Genomic DNA, 14,764 nt, shown 5'->3' with positions numbered 1-14,764 from the left:
CCCCCCATGGACTTCTCATTCCAGGACCTGTCCGGCACGTTCAGCGTGGCCGACATCGCGATCGCGATGTCGCTGTCGTTCGTGCTCAGCGCCATGATCGGCTGGGTGTACCGGGCGACGCACCGCAACGTGTCCTACAGCCAGTCCTACGTCCAGACGCTGGTCATCCTGGGCATGCTCATCTCACTGATCATGCTCGTCGTCGGCTCGAACATCGCCCGCGCCTTCGCCCTCGTCGGCGCCCTGTCGGTGGTGCGGTTCCGTAACGCGATCAAGGAGACCAGGGACGTCGGGTTCATCTTCCTGGTGATGGGCGTCGGCATGGCCGTCGGCACCCGCTTCTACCTGCTGGCGGTGGTCGCCGCCGTGGCGATCTCGCTGATCATCATGATCATGAGCAGGTTCAACTGGTTCCAGCTCAACGTGCGCAGGCAGGTCGTCAAGGTGCAGGTGCCGTCGGACGACGACTACACGAATGCGATCCAGGACGTGCTGGTCCGGCACACCGACGAGTTCGAGCTGGTCAGCATGGAGTCGATCAGGGCCGGCGCGCTCATGGAGCTGATGTACACCGTCAAGATCAAGAAGGGCAGCGAGCCCGCGGACGTCATCGCCGGGCTGCGCGAGCGCAACCACGGCCAGTCGGTCACCGTGCTGACCGGATACGACCAGACCGACCTGTAGGCGGGCATGGCGACTCCCAGACACCTCAAACACCGCATCCCGGTCAAGCTGCGGCACAACTGGAAGCTCGTGGCGCTGTGCGCGGCGTTCCTGACCGCCTGCTGGGGCGTGTTCGGCAGCGGCACCATCCGCCCATACGTCACCACCGCCCAGACCGCCGAGTCGCGTGTCGCGGTCCAGAACGTCAACGGGTCCAAGGAGCTGTTCGACGGCGCGACGCCGCACCAGGTGGAGCTCACCTTCAGGGACGAGGGCTACCAGGACATGCTGACCGAGTTCTTCAAGGACGGGGACAAGAAGTACGTCGAGGCGGACCTGACCATCGACGGCACCAGGATCCCGAGTGTGGGCATCCGGCTGAAGGGCAACTCCACGCTGATGGGGCTGACCTGGAAGGGACAGGCCCGCCAGCGTTCCGTGCCCACCGGCGGTGGTGGCCGGCCCGCGGAGGGCTTCCAGCCGCCCGAAGGCTTCCAGCCACCCGGCAACGAACAGCCGTCAGGGAACACGCAACCGCCCGGCAACGGACAGCAGCCCGGAGGCGGCCAGCAACCTGGCGGCACGCAGCAGCCCGGAGGCGGGCAGCAGCCCGGTGGCGGGCAGGTGCGGCAGGGTGGGTTCGGCGGCGGGCCGGGCGGGACGTTGAAGGCCGAGGAGCCCGAGAACCTGCCGTGGCTGATCAGCTTCGACGAGTTCGTGGCGGGCCGCCGCTACCAGGGCCACACCCAGCTCGCGGTACGCCCCGCCGCCATGCAGTCCTCGACCCTGCTCAACGAGGCGGTGGCCATCGCGATGGTCGGCGCGGCGGGCGAGCCCACCCAGCGCTCCGCCTACACCTCCTTCACCGTCAACGGCCGCGGCGCCAAGCCCAGGCTCGTGGTCGAGTACCTGGACGAGGGCTACGCGGAGAGCCTGGGCGACGGCGTGCTCTACAAGTCGCTGGCCTCCAGCCAGTTCGCCTACCAGGGCGAGGACCAGACCGAGTACACCGACGACTTCAAGCAGGTCAACCTGGTCGGCCAGCGTGACCTGCAGCCCGTCATCGACCTGATCAAGTGGGTCGAACAGGCTCCCGCGGCGGACTTCGCCACGGGGCTCGCCGAGCGGCTGGACGTGGAGTCGTTCGCCCGCTACCTGGTCCTGCAGAACCTGCTGATCAACTTCGACGACATGTCGGGCCCGGGCCGCAACTACTACCTGTGGTACGACCTGGGCACGAAGAAGTTCAAGGTGATCAGCTGGGATCTCAACTTCGCGCTCAGCGGAGACGCCACGGCGGGCCCCGGCGACGCCATCGGCATGGGCTTCGGCAACCGAGCCGGCCAGGCCCGCCAGACCGCCCCGGCTCAGCCGGTGCCGACCCAGACCGGAGAGGCCCAGCCGGTGCCGGCCCAAACCGGCCAGGCCCAGCCCGTGCCGGCCCAAACCGGACAGGCCCGGACCGGCCAGGCCGATCCCGGAGGTCAGGCCAGGCAGGGCGGACAGGGCGGGCGGCCGGGCGGGATGCAGATGGGCCACGCGCTGAAGGACAAGTTCCTCAAGGACGCCACGCTCAAGAAGCTCTACGACCGCGAGTACGCCGCCCTCTACCGCACCCTGCTGGCCGACGGCACCGCCACCGGCCTGCTGGACCAGGCACTGGCGGCGTACGGACGCAACGAGCGCGCCGACACCGCCAAGGCCGCGCAGGAGGCCGCCACCCTGCGCACCACGCTGGAGACCCGCACCAAAGCGCTCAAGTCCGTGAGCTGATCAGCGGCGCGAGCGGAACGCCACGGCCGTCGTCGAGGTGATGGCCGTCACGAGGACGACGGTGAGCAGGACGCTGGTCATCGGGTTCTTGCGGCGGCCGGGCGACGCGAACCGCTTGACGTGCGACCGCGCGGTGGGCGTCGGGTCGGGAGAGGGAAGGGGGACGGGGACGACGGCGGGAGCGGGCTGGAGGCGCATCGGCGTCGCGCGGGGCGCGGGCCTGGGCGCCTCGCGGGGCTGCTTCCGCGGGCACTCCCCCACCACGACCCGGCCCGTGCACACCGCGTCCTGGTAGACCGTCACGTGCGGCAAGGTGACCTTGGGTTTCGCCCGCCGCCGGGCGGGCGGCACCGAGATCGACACCCTGGGCACCGGTGACCGCCACGTCCGGACCTTGGGCACCGACACCCTGGGCCCCACGGTGACCCCCTTGGGGGGCGCGGGCGGGCGTACGGTCACCGCGGGCACCGGGTCCGGCCGCCGTGGCTCCCGGTCGGCCGACGCGGGAACGCTCGCGCACACCGCGAACAAGGCGGCGGCGAGCAGCAGGGGCGCGCGCCTGACGGCCACGATCACATTCCCCCGGCGATCCGCGTGAACTCCTGCAGCGCCCCGCGGAACGCGTCGGGCCCGACCGCCAGCGGCCCCGAGAAGGCGTGCTGGATGTCCCACGTCAGGAAGACGCCGAACCCGACCAGCCCCGCCATCGCCACCAGCGGCAGCATGGCGAGCCCGCGCGGTCTCGCTCCGGCCAGGAACGGGAAGACGATCACCAGCATGCCGGTGAAGACCGTCAGGAACAGCAGCCCTTGGGGTGGCGTCGAGGAGGCGTCGGCGGTGCGCTGGGCGCGGGCGGTGGAGATGGCCCTGATGTGCTCGATGACGGTGCTCTTGGCGTCTTCCTCGTCGTCGCCGCTAACCGGCAGCGCGGTGACGCGGCCGCGCAGCTCGTCCATCCTGGCCGCGCCGACCGGGTCCATCTTGCCGTCGGCCATCAGCGGCCACTCGTCCCTGATCACGAAGGCGACGTACTCGCGCAGGGCGGTGCGCACCTCCTGGCCCGCCGTGCCGGGCAGGGCCTCGGCCGCCCAGTAGGCGTCGACCGCGGACTGGCTCTCGGCGTGGGTGTTGAGTCGCGCGGCGTCGGCCGTCGTCCACGGCACGATGATCGCGATCGCGAACACCAGCAGGAACATGGCCGACAGCATCGCCCCCGCGTGCGCGGCCGACGGCCCGTTGGGATCGCGGTCCTCGCCTGCCCGCTTGACCCTCCTGAACACCAGCGCGGTGAGCGCCACCGCGCCCACCGCCGCCAAGATCGAGAGCGCGTACGCCACCATGAAGATCTCCCGAACGTCTCCGAATACGCAGTGTCACATTACTATCACACAGCGCATTGATGGCGTCAGGCGCGGAAAGGTAAAGTCCAGGGCAAGGCGGAGCCGGAGACACACCCCAAAGGGCCCCGAACAGGACCGGGGGCAGGGGATCCGGGGCGGCCCCGGCTACCAGTGTGGCCGCCCCGGTGTGACCGCCGGACCCGGCACCGGCATGGCGAGGGCCGGCGCGCTCCCGTGGCAGTTGCGCCACGACGTCCGGGGCACGTCCACCTGCGCAGCGAAGACCTTGGCCGTCCCTCCGCGAACGGCCAGGAGGTCTTCGCGCGCGCCCCACCCACAGGGGGGACGTCTTCCATGATCCGGCCTGCGGCGGAGCGGCGCGTCAGGGAATGTCCCAGGGATTTCCCCTGGAGTACGGGCCTTCGAGCACACGCAGCAGGTCCAGCCAGCCGTGGAAGGGCACCGGCCGGTCGCAGTCCTCCCGCGTGACCTGCCCCCGCACCCCTTCCGCTCTGTACTCCAGATCCACAACGAAGCGCATCGACCCTCCCGGCTCACCGTGAGCGTAAGGAGCCGGGCGGCCCCGCGCCTTAGGGCGGCACCTGGGGATAACCCCTGGATTTCATCCGGACACTGGACAAAGGGACACGCAAGTCTTACTTGAGCCGTCCGCCGCGCCGCGAAAGCGTAAGAGACCCAGGGTGGTGAGGCCGGATGGCTGAGCATGGCGCGATGTTCGTCGGGCGAGACCATGAGCTCGAATGCCTCGGCGAGGAGTTCAGGCGTACGCGTGCCGGGCTGCCCAGGCTGGTGGTGGTCGAGGGGGCCGCGGGGATGGGCAAGACGACCCTGGTCCACCGGTTCCTGGGGACGTGCGGGACGCCCAACGTGCTGTTCACCGACGGCGACGAGGGTGAGACGCTGCTCGCGTACGGGACGCTGATCAGGTTGTTCGGCGGCCCCGCCGGGCTGCCGCCGCAGCTCGCCGCCCTCGGCGCGCCCGCACCGGCGGGGGCGGACGGGCCGGACGGCCTGCCGGATCCGCTGGCCGCCGGGGCGGCGCTGCTGGACGTGCTGAGCGAGCGGCAGCTCACCGAGCCGCTCTGCCTGATCGTGGACGACGTGCACTGGGCGGACGCCCCGACGTTGCGCGCGCTGACGTTCTGCCTGCGCAGGCTGCGCGTGGACCGGGTGCTGACGATCCTCATGCTGCGCGACGCCGCCCTGCTGCCGGGCCCCGAGGGGCTGCTGCGGCTGATCGCCGCCGACTCCACGCGCCGGCTGCGGCTGTCGGGCCTGCGGGCCCCCGACGTGGAGGCCATGGTCAGCGGCCTGGGCGGCGGCGCGGTGTCGCAGCGGGCGGCGGCGCGGCTGGTCGCCCACACCGAGGGCGTGCCGCTGCACCTGCGGGCGCTGCTGGAGGAGGTGCCGCTGAACGCGCTGGACGACCTGGCGCAGCCGCTGCCGGCGCCGCGCTCGTACGCGATGCTGGTGCTGGCCAAGGTGGCGAGGTGCGCGCCTGCGGTGCGCGAGCTGGTCAGCGCGGTGAGCGTGCTGGGCCTGTCGTGCCCGCTGCACCTGGCCGCGCGGGTGGCCGGCGTGGACGCTCCGCTGCAGGCCCTGGAGCAGGCGGTGAGCGAGGGGGTGCTGCTGGAGCGATCCTCGTCGCGCGGTCCCGTGGCGGCGTTCGCGCACCCGCTGATCCGGACGGCCGTCTATCGCGACCTCGGCCCCGCGCACCGCTCGGCGCTGCACGCGCGCGCGGCGCTGGTGGCGGAGAGCGAGCAGGCGCGGCTGCGGCACCGCATCGGAGCGGTCGCGGGCCCGAGCCCCGAGCTGGCCGCCGAGCTGGCGGAGCTGGGCCGGGCGCAGGTGCGGCTGGGCTCGTTCGGCAGCGCGGCCGAGCATCTGAAGGCGGCGGCGGAGCTGTCGGGCGATCCCGCGCCGCTCGCGGCGGAGGCCGTGGAGGCGCTGCTGCTGGACGGGCGGGTGGAGGAGGCGGCCGCGCTGACCGCGGCGCTGCCCGAGCGGGCGCATCCGGCGGTGCGCGGCTACGCGCTCGGCCACCTGGCCATGGTGCGCGGGCAGGTGGAGGAGGCGCGGGCGCAGCTCTCCACCGCCTGGGACCGCGCGGGCCCGCCGGAGTCGGGGCTGGCGGCGCGGGCGGCGCAGCAGCTCGCCATGCTGTACCTGGTCAGGGGCGAGGGCCGGCAGGCGGCCCGGTGGGCGGACCGGGCCAGGAGCTCGCCCGGCTACCGCTTCAGCATCGACTACAACCGCTACACCCAGCTCAACGGGCTCGGCATCTCGGGCGAGATCGAGGCGGCGCTGGCCGCGACCGCGAACCTGCCCTCGCCCGCGACCGCGTCGATCGCCGAGCTGGACGCGCTGCTCGGGCGCGGGCTGCTGCGCATGTACAGCGACGACCTGCCGGGCGGGCTGGCCGACCTCTCGGGCACGGTCGCCGCCTGCGGCGAGCGGTCGGTGCCCTTCCGCATGCTGGCCATGGCGATGCTGGGGCAGATCGAGTACCGGGCGGGCCGCTGGGAGGACGCCGCGCTGCACACCGAGACGGCCGCGTCGGTGGCCGACGACGCCGACCAGCGCTGGCTCTCCCCCGTCTGCCACGCGCTGGCCGCGCTGGTGCCGGCCGCCCGCGGCGACTGGCCGCTGGCCGAGGCGCACGTGCGGGCGGCCGTGGCCAACGGCGGCGCGGGCGCGGGTAACGGGGCCGGCGACGGCGCGGTGGCCTCGCTGGCGCACGCGTGCAGCGCCGCCGCGCACCTGGCCGCCGCCAGGGGCGACCACGCCCGTACGGTCGAGGCGCTGGAGCCGCTGCTGGCGGTCAAGCTGCACGACATCGTGTACGAGCCCGGCGTCGTGCAGTGGCTGGACCTGCTCGTCGACGCCTTGATCGGGCTGGGCGAGCTGGACCGGGCGGAAGATCGCCTGGTGGAGGTCGAGCGGCTGGCCGGGCAGCGGGGCAGGAGGTCGGCGCTGGCCACGGCGGCCCGCTGCCGGGGCGCCCTGCACGCGGCGCGTCACGAGGTCGAGCCGGCCGACGCCGCGTTCACCACCGCGCTGGCGCACTCGGGCCTGGCCGGGCTGCCGTTCGACGAGGCGCGGCTGCGGCTGGCGTACGGACGGTTCCTGCGCAGGCTGGGGCGGCGCAGGCAGGCGCAGTCGCAGCTGGAGCTGGGGCTCGGGCTGTTCACGCGGCTGGGCGCGGTCCCGTACACGGATCGGTGCGAGCGGGAGCTGAGCGCGTGCGGGCTGCCGCGGGCGGAGTCCGGGGCCTCGCCGCTGCTGCGGCTGACGCCGCAGGAGCAGGCGGTGGCGCGGCTCGTGGCGACCGGGATGACGAACCGGCAGGTGGCCAGGGAGCTGGTGCTGAGCGTGAAGACCATCGAGTACCACCTGGGCAACGCCTATGCCAAGCTCGGCGTGAGCTCGCGGGTGGCGCTCACCACCAAGATCCGGGCGCCGATGGACTGAGCCGTCGCGCCGGGGCCGCCGGGCGGCCCTCCGCTGGACGGATTGCCGATCATTGACAGCCGCCCCTCACCATATGTCCAACCGCATGCTGATATTTCGGAAATCTTGGGGACCATGGGGGGCGTGAATCTCAACGGCCGCAAATTCGTGATGGTGAGCTCGACCGCGAGCGCGGTGAACCAGGACAGTCCCACCGCCTTCCAGTACTGGGAGGCGGACGAGGTGGTGTGGGGCGACTACACCGGCGACACCGTGACCCACGGGCGCTTCGTCGGCACGCGGGACGGCGACCAGGTGTCGATCACCTACGCGCACGCGCTGAAGGCCGGCGGCAAGGCGGGCGGGCAGAGCAGCAGCCGCATCGAGGCCCAGGACGACGGGCTGCTGCGCCTGGTGGAGGAGTTCAGCTTCGACGGGGACGACACGGTGCACGTGAGCGTGTGCACCGAGATCCGCTGAGCATCAGCCGTCCTTGCGCAGGGCGGCCCTGCCCTCGGCCGCGCCGACGAAGCGCATCTTGCCGAGCGGCACGTCGCCCTGCGTCTCCTGCGCGGGCCGCCGCGCGTGGCGGGCCTGATCGCGGTCGCTCGGCAGCACATACGGGCGCCTGAGCACCTCGTCCAGGATGAACACGGTCTCGGTCGCCTTGACCGCCGGGATGTTGGCCAGCCGATCGGTCACCATGGTGTGCACCGCCGCCACGTCGGACACGCGTACCTGGATCATCGCGTCGTGCTGGCCGGTGGTGATCGCGCAGTACTCCACCTCCGGCATCCTGGCCAGCTCCGCCCTGAACTGCTTCCACATCTGCTGCCGCACGGTCACGAAGATCAGCGCGGTGATGCCGAGCCCGGTGCGCACGTGGTCGATCTCGGCCGTGAACCGCTTGATCGCGCCGTCGGCGCGCAGCGCCTCGAAGCGGGTGTAGGCGTTCGCCCGGGAGATGCCCACCCGCTCGGCCAGTGCGGCCACCGAGATCCTGCCGTTCTCGCGCAGGACCTCGAGGATCTTCAAATGGATGTCGTCCAGCTCAAGACCGATACCGATCCGTCCAGGCTGACCGCCACCGCTGACATTATTTCTGGAAATTTCACTCATCATTACCTCACTGACCTTTATATACGTCTCACGGACCGCACGGCGCCTGGACGTTCTGCCGGACAATCCTCGGCATCCTTCTGCTGAACGTCCAATTTTGGAGGACCCACATGGCGACCCGCTCGCAGACGGCGGCTGTACTGCTCGCCGGTGCACTCGCCCTCGCCGCCTGCGGAAGCGGCGGCACCTCACAGGCTCCGGCCGCCTCGGCGGGCGGGGGCAAGACCCTCGTCATCGACACGTCCTTCGACCTCAAGACGGCCGACCCCGGACGCACGTACGAGCCGACGGGCCTCTTCATCGGCAAGGCGCTCTACGAGACGCTGCTCACGTTCGACGGGGCCGACGTGACCAAGCCGGTGCCCGCGCTGGCGGAGTCGTACGAGCTGGCCGAGGACGGCAAGACGCTGACGCTCAAGCTGAAGCAGGGCGCCACGTTCGCCGACGGCTCCCCGGTGACCGCGGACGACGTGGTGTTCTCGCTGAACCGCGTGCGTGACATGAAGGGCACGCCGTCGTTCCTGCTGGACGGCGTGGAGGTGGCCAAGAAGGACGACTCGACGATCACGATGACGTCGAAGGCGGCCAACCCGGCGCTGCCGTACATCCTGCCGAACCCGGCGCTGGGCATCATCAACAGCAAGGTCGCCAAGGAGCACGGCGCGACCGCGGACGCCCAGGACAAGGCCGAGCAGTACCTGAACTCGGCCTCCGCCGGCTCGGGCCCGTACACGATCGAGTCGTTCAACGTGAGCAGCCAGGTCACGCTCAAGGCGAACCCCAAGTACTACGGGACCAAGCCCGCCTACGACAAGGTCGTCGTCCGCAACGTCGAGGCCGCCACCCAGAAGCTGAACGTCCAGCGCGGCGACAGCCAGGTGGCCCTGAACCTGTCCGGCGACCAGGTCACCGGCATGCCCGCGAACCTGACGGTCAAGAAGACCGCCTCGGCGAACGTCATCTTCCTGCTGGCCAACCAGGACTCCGCGGTGAGCAAGACGACGCCCAACGCCAAGTTCGTGGAGGCCGTGCGCAAGGGCGTGGACTACGCGGGCCTGCTGGAGCTGGCCGGCGAGGGCTCGACGCAGGCGCCCGGCGTCATCCCGTCGCAGCTCCTCGGCGCGCTGCCCCCCGAGCAGGGGGCCAAGCGGGACGTCGAGGGCGCCAAGGCGGCGCTGGCGGCCAGCGGGCTGTCGAACCCGACGGTCAAGCTGGAGTACCCGAGCGAGCTGACCGTGAACGGCCTGTCGTTCCAGCCGCTGGCCGAGCGCGTCCAGGCCAACCTCAAGGAGGTCGGCATCACGGTGGACCTCCAGCCGGCGCCCGTCACCACCGCGCTGGACAACTACCGCAACGGCAAGGAGGAGATGGGCCTGTGGTACTGGGGTCCTGACTACCCGGACCCGAGCGACTACCTGGCCTTCCTGCCCGGCAAGACGGTCGGGCTGCGGGCCGGCTGGAAGGAGGGCGCGGCCAAGGACATCGAGGACGCGGGCGCGAAGGCGGCCGTGGCCATCGGCGACGACGCGCGCAAGACCGCCTACGCCGACGTGCAGACCAAGCTCAACGCCGCCGGGCCGTTCATCCCGCTCATCCAGCCGAGCCAGAACATCGTGACGGCCGCGTCGGTGACCGGGCTGGAGTACCACCCGGTGTGGACGGTGGACGTCGCCGACCTCGGCGTCAAGTAAGGGGCTCGCAGGTGTCCGCGCATCCGTTCGCGCGCTTCCTCGTCCGGCGCATCCTGCTGGCCGTGCTGATGGCCTGGGGCATCACCCTCGTCACGTTCGTGCTGACGAACCTGGTGCCCGGCGACCCCGTGGCCGCGAACCTGGGCCAGCGGGCCCTCGGTGACCCGGCCATCGTCGCCCAGTGGCGGACCGAGCACGGCCTGGACAAGCCCCTGTGGCAGCAGTACCTGCTGCACCTGCAGGGGCTGGTCCAGGGCGACCTCGGCACCAGCCAGCAGAGTCATCGCCCGGTGAGCCAGGACCTGGCCGAGTTCGTGCCCGCGACGCTGGAGCTGGCGGGGGCGGCGATCCTGGTCTCGCTGGTGCTGGGCGTCGCCTTCGGGGTCGTGGCGGCGCTGCGCAGGGACCGGCTGCCGGACCACCTGCTGCGGGTGCTGAGCCTGATCGGCATCTCGGTCCCGACGTTCTGGCTGGCACTGCTGGCGTTCTACGTGTTCTTCTACCGGCTGCAGATCACCCCGGGCAGCGGGCGGGTGGACGCGGCGCTCGGCTCCGCGCCGGCCGTGACCGGGCTGCAGACGGTGGACGCGCTGCTGGCGGGCCGCTGGGACATCTTCACCTCCGCGGCGGGCCATCTGGTCACGCCCGCGCTGGTGCTGGCGCTCTACACGATCGGGCTGCTCACCCGCTTCACCCGCTCGGCGGTGCTGGAGGTGCTCGGGCAGGACTACGTCCGCGCCGCCAGGGCCAAGGGCCTGCCCGGCCGGACCATCCTGCTCAGGTACGTGCTGCGCTCGGCCCTGGTGCCCATCATCACCGTGGCGGGACTGGCGTTCGGCAGCCTGCTGTCCGGCACCGTGCTGGTCGAGGCGATCTTCGCCTGGCCGGGCGTCGGCCAGTACGCCTACAAGAGCGCCACCACCCTCGACCTGCCCGCCGTCATGGGCGTCGGCCTGGTCGTGGGCATCGTCTACCTGGTCATCAACCTGATCGTGGACGTCCTGTACGGCGTCATCGATCCCCGAGTGAGGCTGCAATGAGACGCCGGGACCCGCTGGCCCGCAAGAGCCTGCTGCGGCGGCTCCCCGAGGCGTGGCGGCAGCCCCTGGCCATCGTCGGCGGCGTGCTGGCCGTGGCCTGGGTGGTCGTCGCGCTGGCCGCGCCGCTGCTGGCGCCGCACGACCCCCTCGCCCAGGAGCTGCCGCGGCTGGCGCCCCCGGGGCCCGGCCACTGGTTCGGCACCGATCAGCTCGGGCGCGACATCCTGAGCCGGGTCATGTACGGGGCGCGGGTGTCGATCCCGCTGACGCTGCTGCTGGTGGCGTTGTCGGTGCTGATCGGCGGGCTGCTGGGCGCGTGCGCTGGATATTTCGGCAAATGGGTGGATGAGACGATCATGCGGGTGGCGGACCTCGTGTTCGCGTTCCCGACCGTGATCCTCGCCATGGTGGTGGCGGCGGCGCTCGGGGCGAGCCTGACCAACGCGGTCCTGGCCGTGCTGGTGGTGGCCTGGCCCGCCTACGCCAGGGTCACCCGCGGCCTGGTGCTGGGCGTGCGGGAGCGGGAGTTCGTGCTGAGCGGGCGGCTGCTGGGCTTCTCGGTGTGGCGCTCGCTGCGCGTGGACGTGCTGCCGAACGTGACCGGGCCGATCCTCGTGCTGGCCACGCTGGACATCGGCACCGCGCTGCTGCTGCTGTCCGGCCTGTCGTTCCTGGGCCTGGGCGCCAAGCCGCCCTCTCCCGAGTGGGGCGCGATGGTCGCCTCGGGGGTGGACGTGTTCGACAGCTGGTGGGTGGCGACGTTCCCCGGGCTGGCGATCCTGACGGTGGTGCTGGCGTTCAACTTCCTCGGTGACACGCTGCGGGACGCGCTCGACCCCCGTACGGCCCGCGCGATCAAGGAGCGTGCGCTGTGACGCTGGACATCACGGACCTGAAGGTGTCGATCGGCGGCAAGGAGATCCTGCGCGGCGTCGACCTCAAGCTCGAAGCGGGCCGCGTGCACGGACTTGCCGGCGAGAGCGGCTCGGGCAAGACGATGACCGGGCTGGCCGTGCTGGGCCTGCTGCCGCACGGCGCGCGGGCCTCCGGCGCGATCAGGCTCGGCGAGCGCGACCTGCTCACGCTGCCGCCCAAGGAGCTGAACCGGGTGCGCGGCGGCGAGGTCGCCATGGTCTTCCAGGACCCGGCGACCAGCCTGCACCCGATGCTCACCATCGGCCGGCAGCTCACCGAGCACATGCGGCACCACCTGCGGCTGGGCAAGGCCGAGGCGCGGCAGCGGGCGGTGGAGCTGCTGGGCAAGGTCCGCATCCCCGGGCCGGAGGAGGCCTACCGGCGCTTCCCGCACCAGTTCTCCGGCGGGATGCGGCAGCGGATCGCGATCGCCGTCGCGCTGGCCTGCTCCCCCAAGGTGCTGATCGCCGACGAGCCCACGACGGCGCTGGACGTGACCGTGCAGGCGGGCGTGCTGCGGCTGCTGCGCGGCCTGTGCGACGAACTCGGGCTGGCCGTGCTGCTGGTCACCCACGACCTCGGCGTCATGTCGGCGGTCGCGGACGAGGTGAGCGTGATGAAGGACGGCCTGGTCGTGGAGTCCGGGCCGCGCGGCCGGGTGCTGCGGGAGCCCGCGCACCCCTACACCCGCGCGCTCCTGGACTCCCTGCCCGACACAGCGTCCGGCACAGGGGCCGATGAGCCCGGTTCCGGCCCCGATGCGGAGGTGCGATGAGCCTGCTGACCGTTGACGACCTGGTCGTCGAGCACCGCTCCCCCGGCCGGCCCGTCGTGCGGGCCGTCGCGGGGGCGAGCCTCGACGTCCGGCCCGGCGAGGTGGTGGGCCTGGTCGGCGAGTCGGGATGCGGCAAGTCGACGCTCGCCCGCGCCGTCTGCGGGCTGAACCCGATCACCGAGGGCTCCATCGCCTTCGACGGGCAGCCGGTCACGCCGCTCGGCCTGCGGCGCAGGAAGCTGACCGGGATCCAGATGGTGTTCCAGGATCCGTACGCGTCGCTCAACCCGCGGCGCCGGGTCGGCGACCAGATCGCCGACGGGCTGCGCACCGCGGGCGACACCACCACCACGCCCGCCGACCTGCTGGAACGCGTCGGGCTGCCGCGCGACTTCGCGGGGCGGCATCCGCACGAGTTCTCCGGCGGGCAGCGGCAGCGCATCGCCATCGCCAGGGCGCTGGCGGCCCGGCCGCGACTGCTGATCGGCGACGAGCCCATCTCGGCGCTGGATGCCTCGGCCCAGTCGCAGGTGGCCAGGCTGATGCGGGATCTGGCCGTGGACTCGGGCGCGGGGCTGCTGTTCATCAGCCACGACCTGTCCGTGGTGCGGCTGATCGCCGACAGGATCGCTGTCATGTACCTGGGCAAGATCGTGGAGGTGGGCGGCACGGCCGAGGTGTGGGCGGAGCCGCGGCATCCGTACACGAAGGCGTTGCTGCAGGCCATCCCGAAGCCGGACGGGCTGGGGGTGCTGCCCGCCGAGCTGCCCGGTGACGTGCCCGATCCGGCGAACCCGCCGGAAGGGTGCAGGTTCCACCCGCGCTGCCCGCTCGTGATGGACGTGTGCCGTGTGAAGGAGCCGGAGTTCGGGCCGGTCGCCTGCTGGCTGCATGAGCCGAAGTGAGGCCGGGGCGGGGGCGCGTGGCGGCCGTGCGGGCCGCCATGCGGGAGGCCGGGCTCGACGCGCTGATCCTGCGGCCGTCGCCCGACTTCCGCTTCCTCTGGGGGGACGGTGACGGCGGCGGGTATCTCGTCGTGACCTCCGACGCCGTCGCCGAGACCGCCGACCCGGCCGGGCTGGTGCCCCCGGGCGCGCGGCGGGTGGGCGTGGACCCGGAGATGCGGGTGCGCGAGCTGTTCGCGCTGGCGGTCGAGGCGGAGCTGGTGCCCGCCTCCTCCGTGCTGGCGCCGCTGCGGCTGCGTAAGGAGCCGGCCGAGGTCGAGGCGATCGGGCGTGCGGTGGCGGCCGCGGAGGGCGTGCTGGCGCAGGCCGGGGAGCTGGCCTGGTTCGGGGCGACCGAGCGGGCGATGGCCCACCGGCTGCGCGCGCTGCTGCTGGAGTCGGGCTGCGAGGAGGTGGCGGCGCTGCGGGTGGCGGCGGGCGAGCACACGGCGCGGCCCGCGCACGTGCCGGGCGAGCGGGTGATCAATCCCGGGGACGCGCTGCTGGTCTCGGTGTGCGGGCGGTGGGGCGGCTACTGCGCGGAGGTGGCCAGGGTGTTCGCCGTGGCCGAGCCGCCCGAGGACTTCGAGGCCATGTACTCGGTGGTGCTGGCCGCCTACCGGGCCGGGCTGGCCGCGTTGCGGCCCGCCGTGCCCGCGGGCGAGCTGGCCAGGGCCGTCGGCGAGGTGATCGACGGGAGCGGGTACGGGCGGTTCGCGGCGGCGCACGTCGGCAGGGGCGTCGGGCTGGGCCATGACGAGGGGCCGCGGCCCGGGGAGGACACCGTGCTGGCGGCCGGGATGACCTTCTGCCTGGAGCCGGCCATCTACGTGCCGGACCTGTTCGGGGCGCGGGTGGCCGACGTGGTGGCCTGCACGGACGACGGGCCGGTGGTGCTGGGCGCGTCCCCGCACACCCTGCGCGTCCTCGACCGGTAAGAGACCTCCCGCACGCACGCCCCGTGACTGCTGGACCGGTGACGGGCGGGGCGCGCGCACGGGCCGTGAGCGCTCGATTACGCTGGTCGGCG

15 protein-coding genes are annotated in these 14,764 nt (G+C 72.3%); 11 read left to right on the top strand and 4 right to left on the bottom strand.

What is annotated here, in order from left to right; all coding sequences use genetic code 11:
* Positions 1–6: 6 nt before the first annotated feature.
* Both ABEA43_RS42520 and ABEA43_RS42515 read left to right on the top strand, forming a co-directional pair.
* Positions 7–684 carry a DUF4956 domain-containing protein gene (locus tag ABEA43_RS42520; RefSeq protein WP_345571273.1) on the top strand — a complete coding sequence of 226 codons (678 nt, stop codon included), beginning with the start codon at positions 7–9 and terminating at the stop codon, positions 682–684.
* Between the two features lie 6 nt (positions 685–690).
* Complete coding sequence (locus ABEA43_RS42515) at positions 691–2,436, top strand: CotH kinase family protein (RefSeq protein ID WP_345571271.1); 1,746 nt, start codon at positions 691–693, stop codon at positions 2,434–2,436.
* Here the strand turns inward: ABEA43_RS42515 and ABEA43_RS42510 are convergent, their stop codons facing one another.
* The 3 genes from ABEA43_RS42510 to ABEA43_RS42500 all read right to left on the bottom strand — a co-directional run bounded on the left by ABEA43_RS42510 (position 2,437) and on the right by ABEA43_RS42500 (position 4,317).
* Positions 2,437–3,006 carry a hypothetical protein gene (locus ABEA43_RS42510; protein ID WP_345571269.1) on the bottom strand — a complete coding sequence of 190 codons (570 nt, stop codon included), beginning with the start codon at positions 3,004–3,006 and terminating at the stop codon, positions 2,437–2,439.
* A 2-nt stretch (positions 3,007–3,008) separates the two neighbouring features.
* Entirely contained in the window at positions 3,009–3,776 is a 768-nt protein-coding gene (locus ABEA43_RS42505; RefSeq protein ID WP_345571267.1) for a bestrophin-like domain, read from the bottom strand.
* Between the two features lie 382 nt (positions 3,777–4,158).
* Complete coding sequence (locus ABEA43_RS42500) at positions 4,159–4,317, bottom strand: hypothetical protein (protein WP_345571265.1); 159 nt, start codon at positions 4,315–4,317, stop codon at positions 4,159–4,161.
* A gap of 173 nt (positions 4,318–4,490) precedes the next feature.
* On the opposite strand from ABEA43_RS42500, the gene ABEA43_RS42495 reads away from it, so the two are divergent.
* Both ABEA43_RS42495 and ABEA43_RS42490 read left to right on the top strand, forming a co-directional pair.
* Positions 4,491–7,271, top strand: a complete 2,781-nt coding sequence (locus ABEA43_RS42495; RefSeq protein WP_345571263.1) for a helix-turn-helix transcriptional regulator — start codon at positions 4,491–4,493, stop codon at positions 7,269–7,271.
* Positions 7,272–7,394: 123 nt separating this feature from the next.
* Positions 7,395–7,730: an avidin-fold protein gene (locus ABEA43_RS42490; RefSeq protein ID WP_345571262.1), complete on the top strand. Its 336-nt coding sequence runs from the start codon at positions 7,395–7,397 to the stop codon at positions 7,728–7,730.
* A gap of 3 nt (positions 7,731–7,733) precedes the next feature.
* Here the strand turns inward: ABEA43_RS42490 and ABEA43_RS42485 are convergent, their stop codons facing one another.
* Positions 7,734–8,285, bottom strand: a complete 552-nt coding sequence (locus ABEA43_RS42485) for an Lrp/AsnC family transcriptional regulator (protein ID WP_345571260.1) — start codon at positions 8,283–8,285, stop codon at positions 7,734–7,736.
* Between ABEA43_RS42485 and ABEA43_RS42480 the strand changes: the two genes are divergently transcribed.
* Genes ABEA43_RS42480 through ABEA43_RS42450 form a run of 7 tightly spaced genes read left to right on the top strand, consistent with a single transcriptional unit; the run spans position 8,286 to position 14,672 of the window.
* Positions 8,286–8,456 carry a hypothetical protein gene (locus tag ABEA43_RS42480; RefSeq protein WP_345571258.1) on the top strand — a complete coding sequence of 57 codons (171 nt, stop codon included), beginning with the start codon at positions 8,286–8,288 and terminating at the stop codon, positions 8,454–8,456.
* Between the two features lie 23 nt (positions 8,457–8,479).
* On the top strand, positions 8,480–10,060 hold the full coding sequence (locus tag ABEA43_RS42475; protein WP_345571256.1) for an ABC transporter substrate-binding protein: 1,581 nt from the start codon (positions 8,480–8,482) through the stop codon (positions 10,058–10,060).
* Positions 10,061–10,071: 11 nt separating this feature from the next.
* On the top strand, positions 10,072–11,100 hold the full coding sequence (locus tag ABEA43_RS42470; protein ID WP_345571254.1) for an ABC transporter permease: 1,029 nt from the start codon (positions 10,072–10,074) through the stop codon (positions 11,098–11,100).
* Positions 11,097–11,975, top strand: a complete 879-nt coding sequence (locus tag ABEA43_RS42465) for an ABC transporter permease (RefSeq protein WP_345571252.1) — start codon at positions 11,097–11,099, stop codon at positions 11,973–11,975. The genes ABEA43_RS42470 and ABEA43_RS42465 overlap by 4 nt, the downstream gene beginning before the upstream one ends.
* Positions 11,972–12,790, top strand: a complete 819-nt coding sequence (locus ABEA43_RS42460) for an ABC transporter ATP-binding protein (RefSeq protein ID WP_345571250.1) — start codon at positions 11,972–11,974, stop codon at positions 12,788–12,790. Before ABEA43_RS42465 ends, ABEA43_RS42460 begins: the two co-directional genes overlap by 4 nt.
* Complete coding sequence (locus ABEA43_RS42455) at positions 12,787–13,695, top strand: ABC transporter ATP-binding protein (protein ID WP_345571248.1); 909 nt, start codon at positions 12,787–12,789, stop codon at positions 13,693–13,695. Before ABEA43_RS42460 ends, ABEA43_RS42455 begins: the two co-directional genes overlap by 4 nt.
* Positions 13,692–14,672 carry a M24 family metallopeptidase gene (locus tag ABEA43_RS42450; protein WP_345571245.1) on the top strand — a complete coding sequence of 327 codons (981 nt, stop codon included), beginning with the start codon at positions 13,692–13,694 and terminating at the stop codon, positions 14,670–14,672. Before ABEA43_RS42455 ends, ABEA43_RS42450 begins: the two co-directional genes overlap by 4 nt.
* The last annotated feature ends 92 nt before the right edge of the window (positions 14,673–14,764 follow it).

Source organism: Nonomuraea rosea, assembly GCF_039539705.1.
GTDB classification, from domain to species: domain Bacteria; phylum Actinomycetota; class Actinomycetes; order Streptosporangiales; family Streptosporangiaceae; genus Nonomuraea; species Nonomuraea rosea.
The sequence above is the reverse complement of the archived record's forward strand: the minus strand, read 5'-3'. Positions and strand labels throughout refer to the sequence as shown.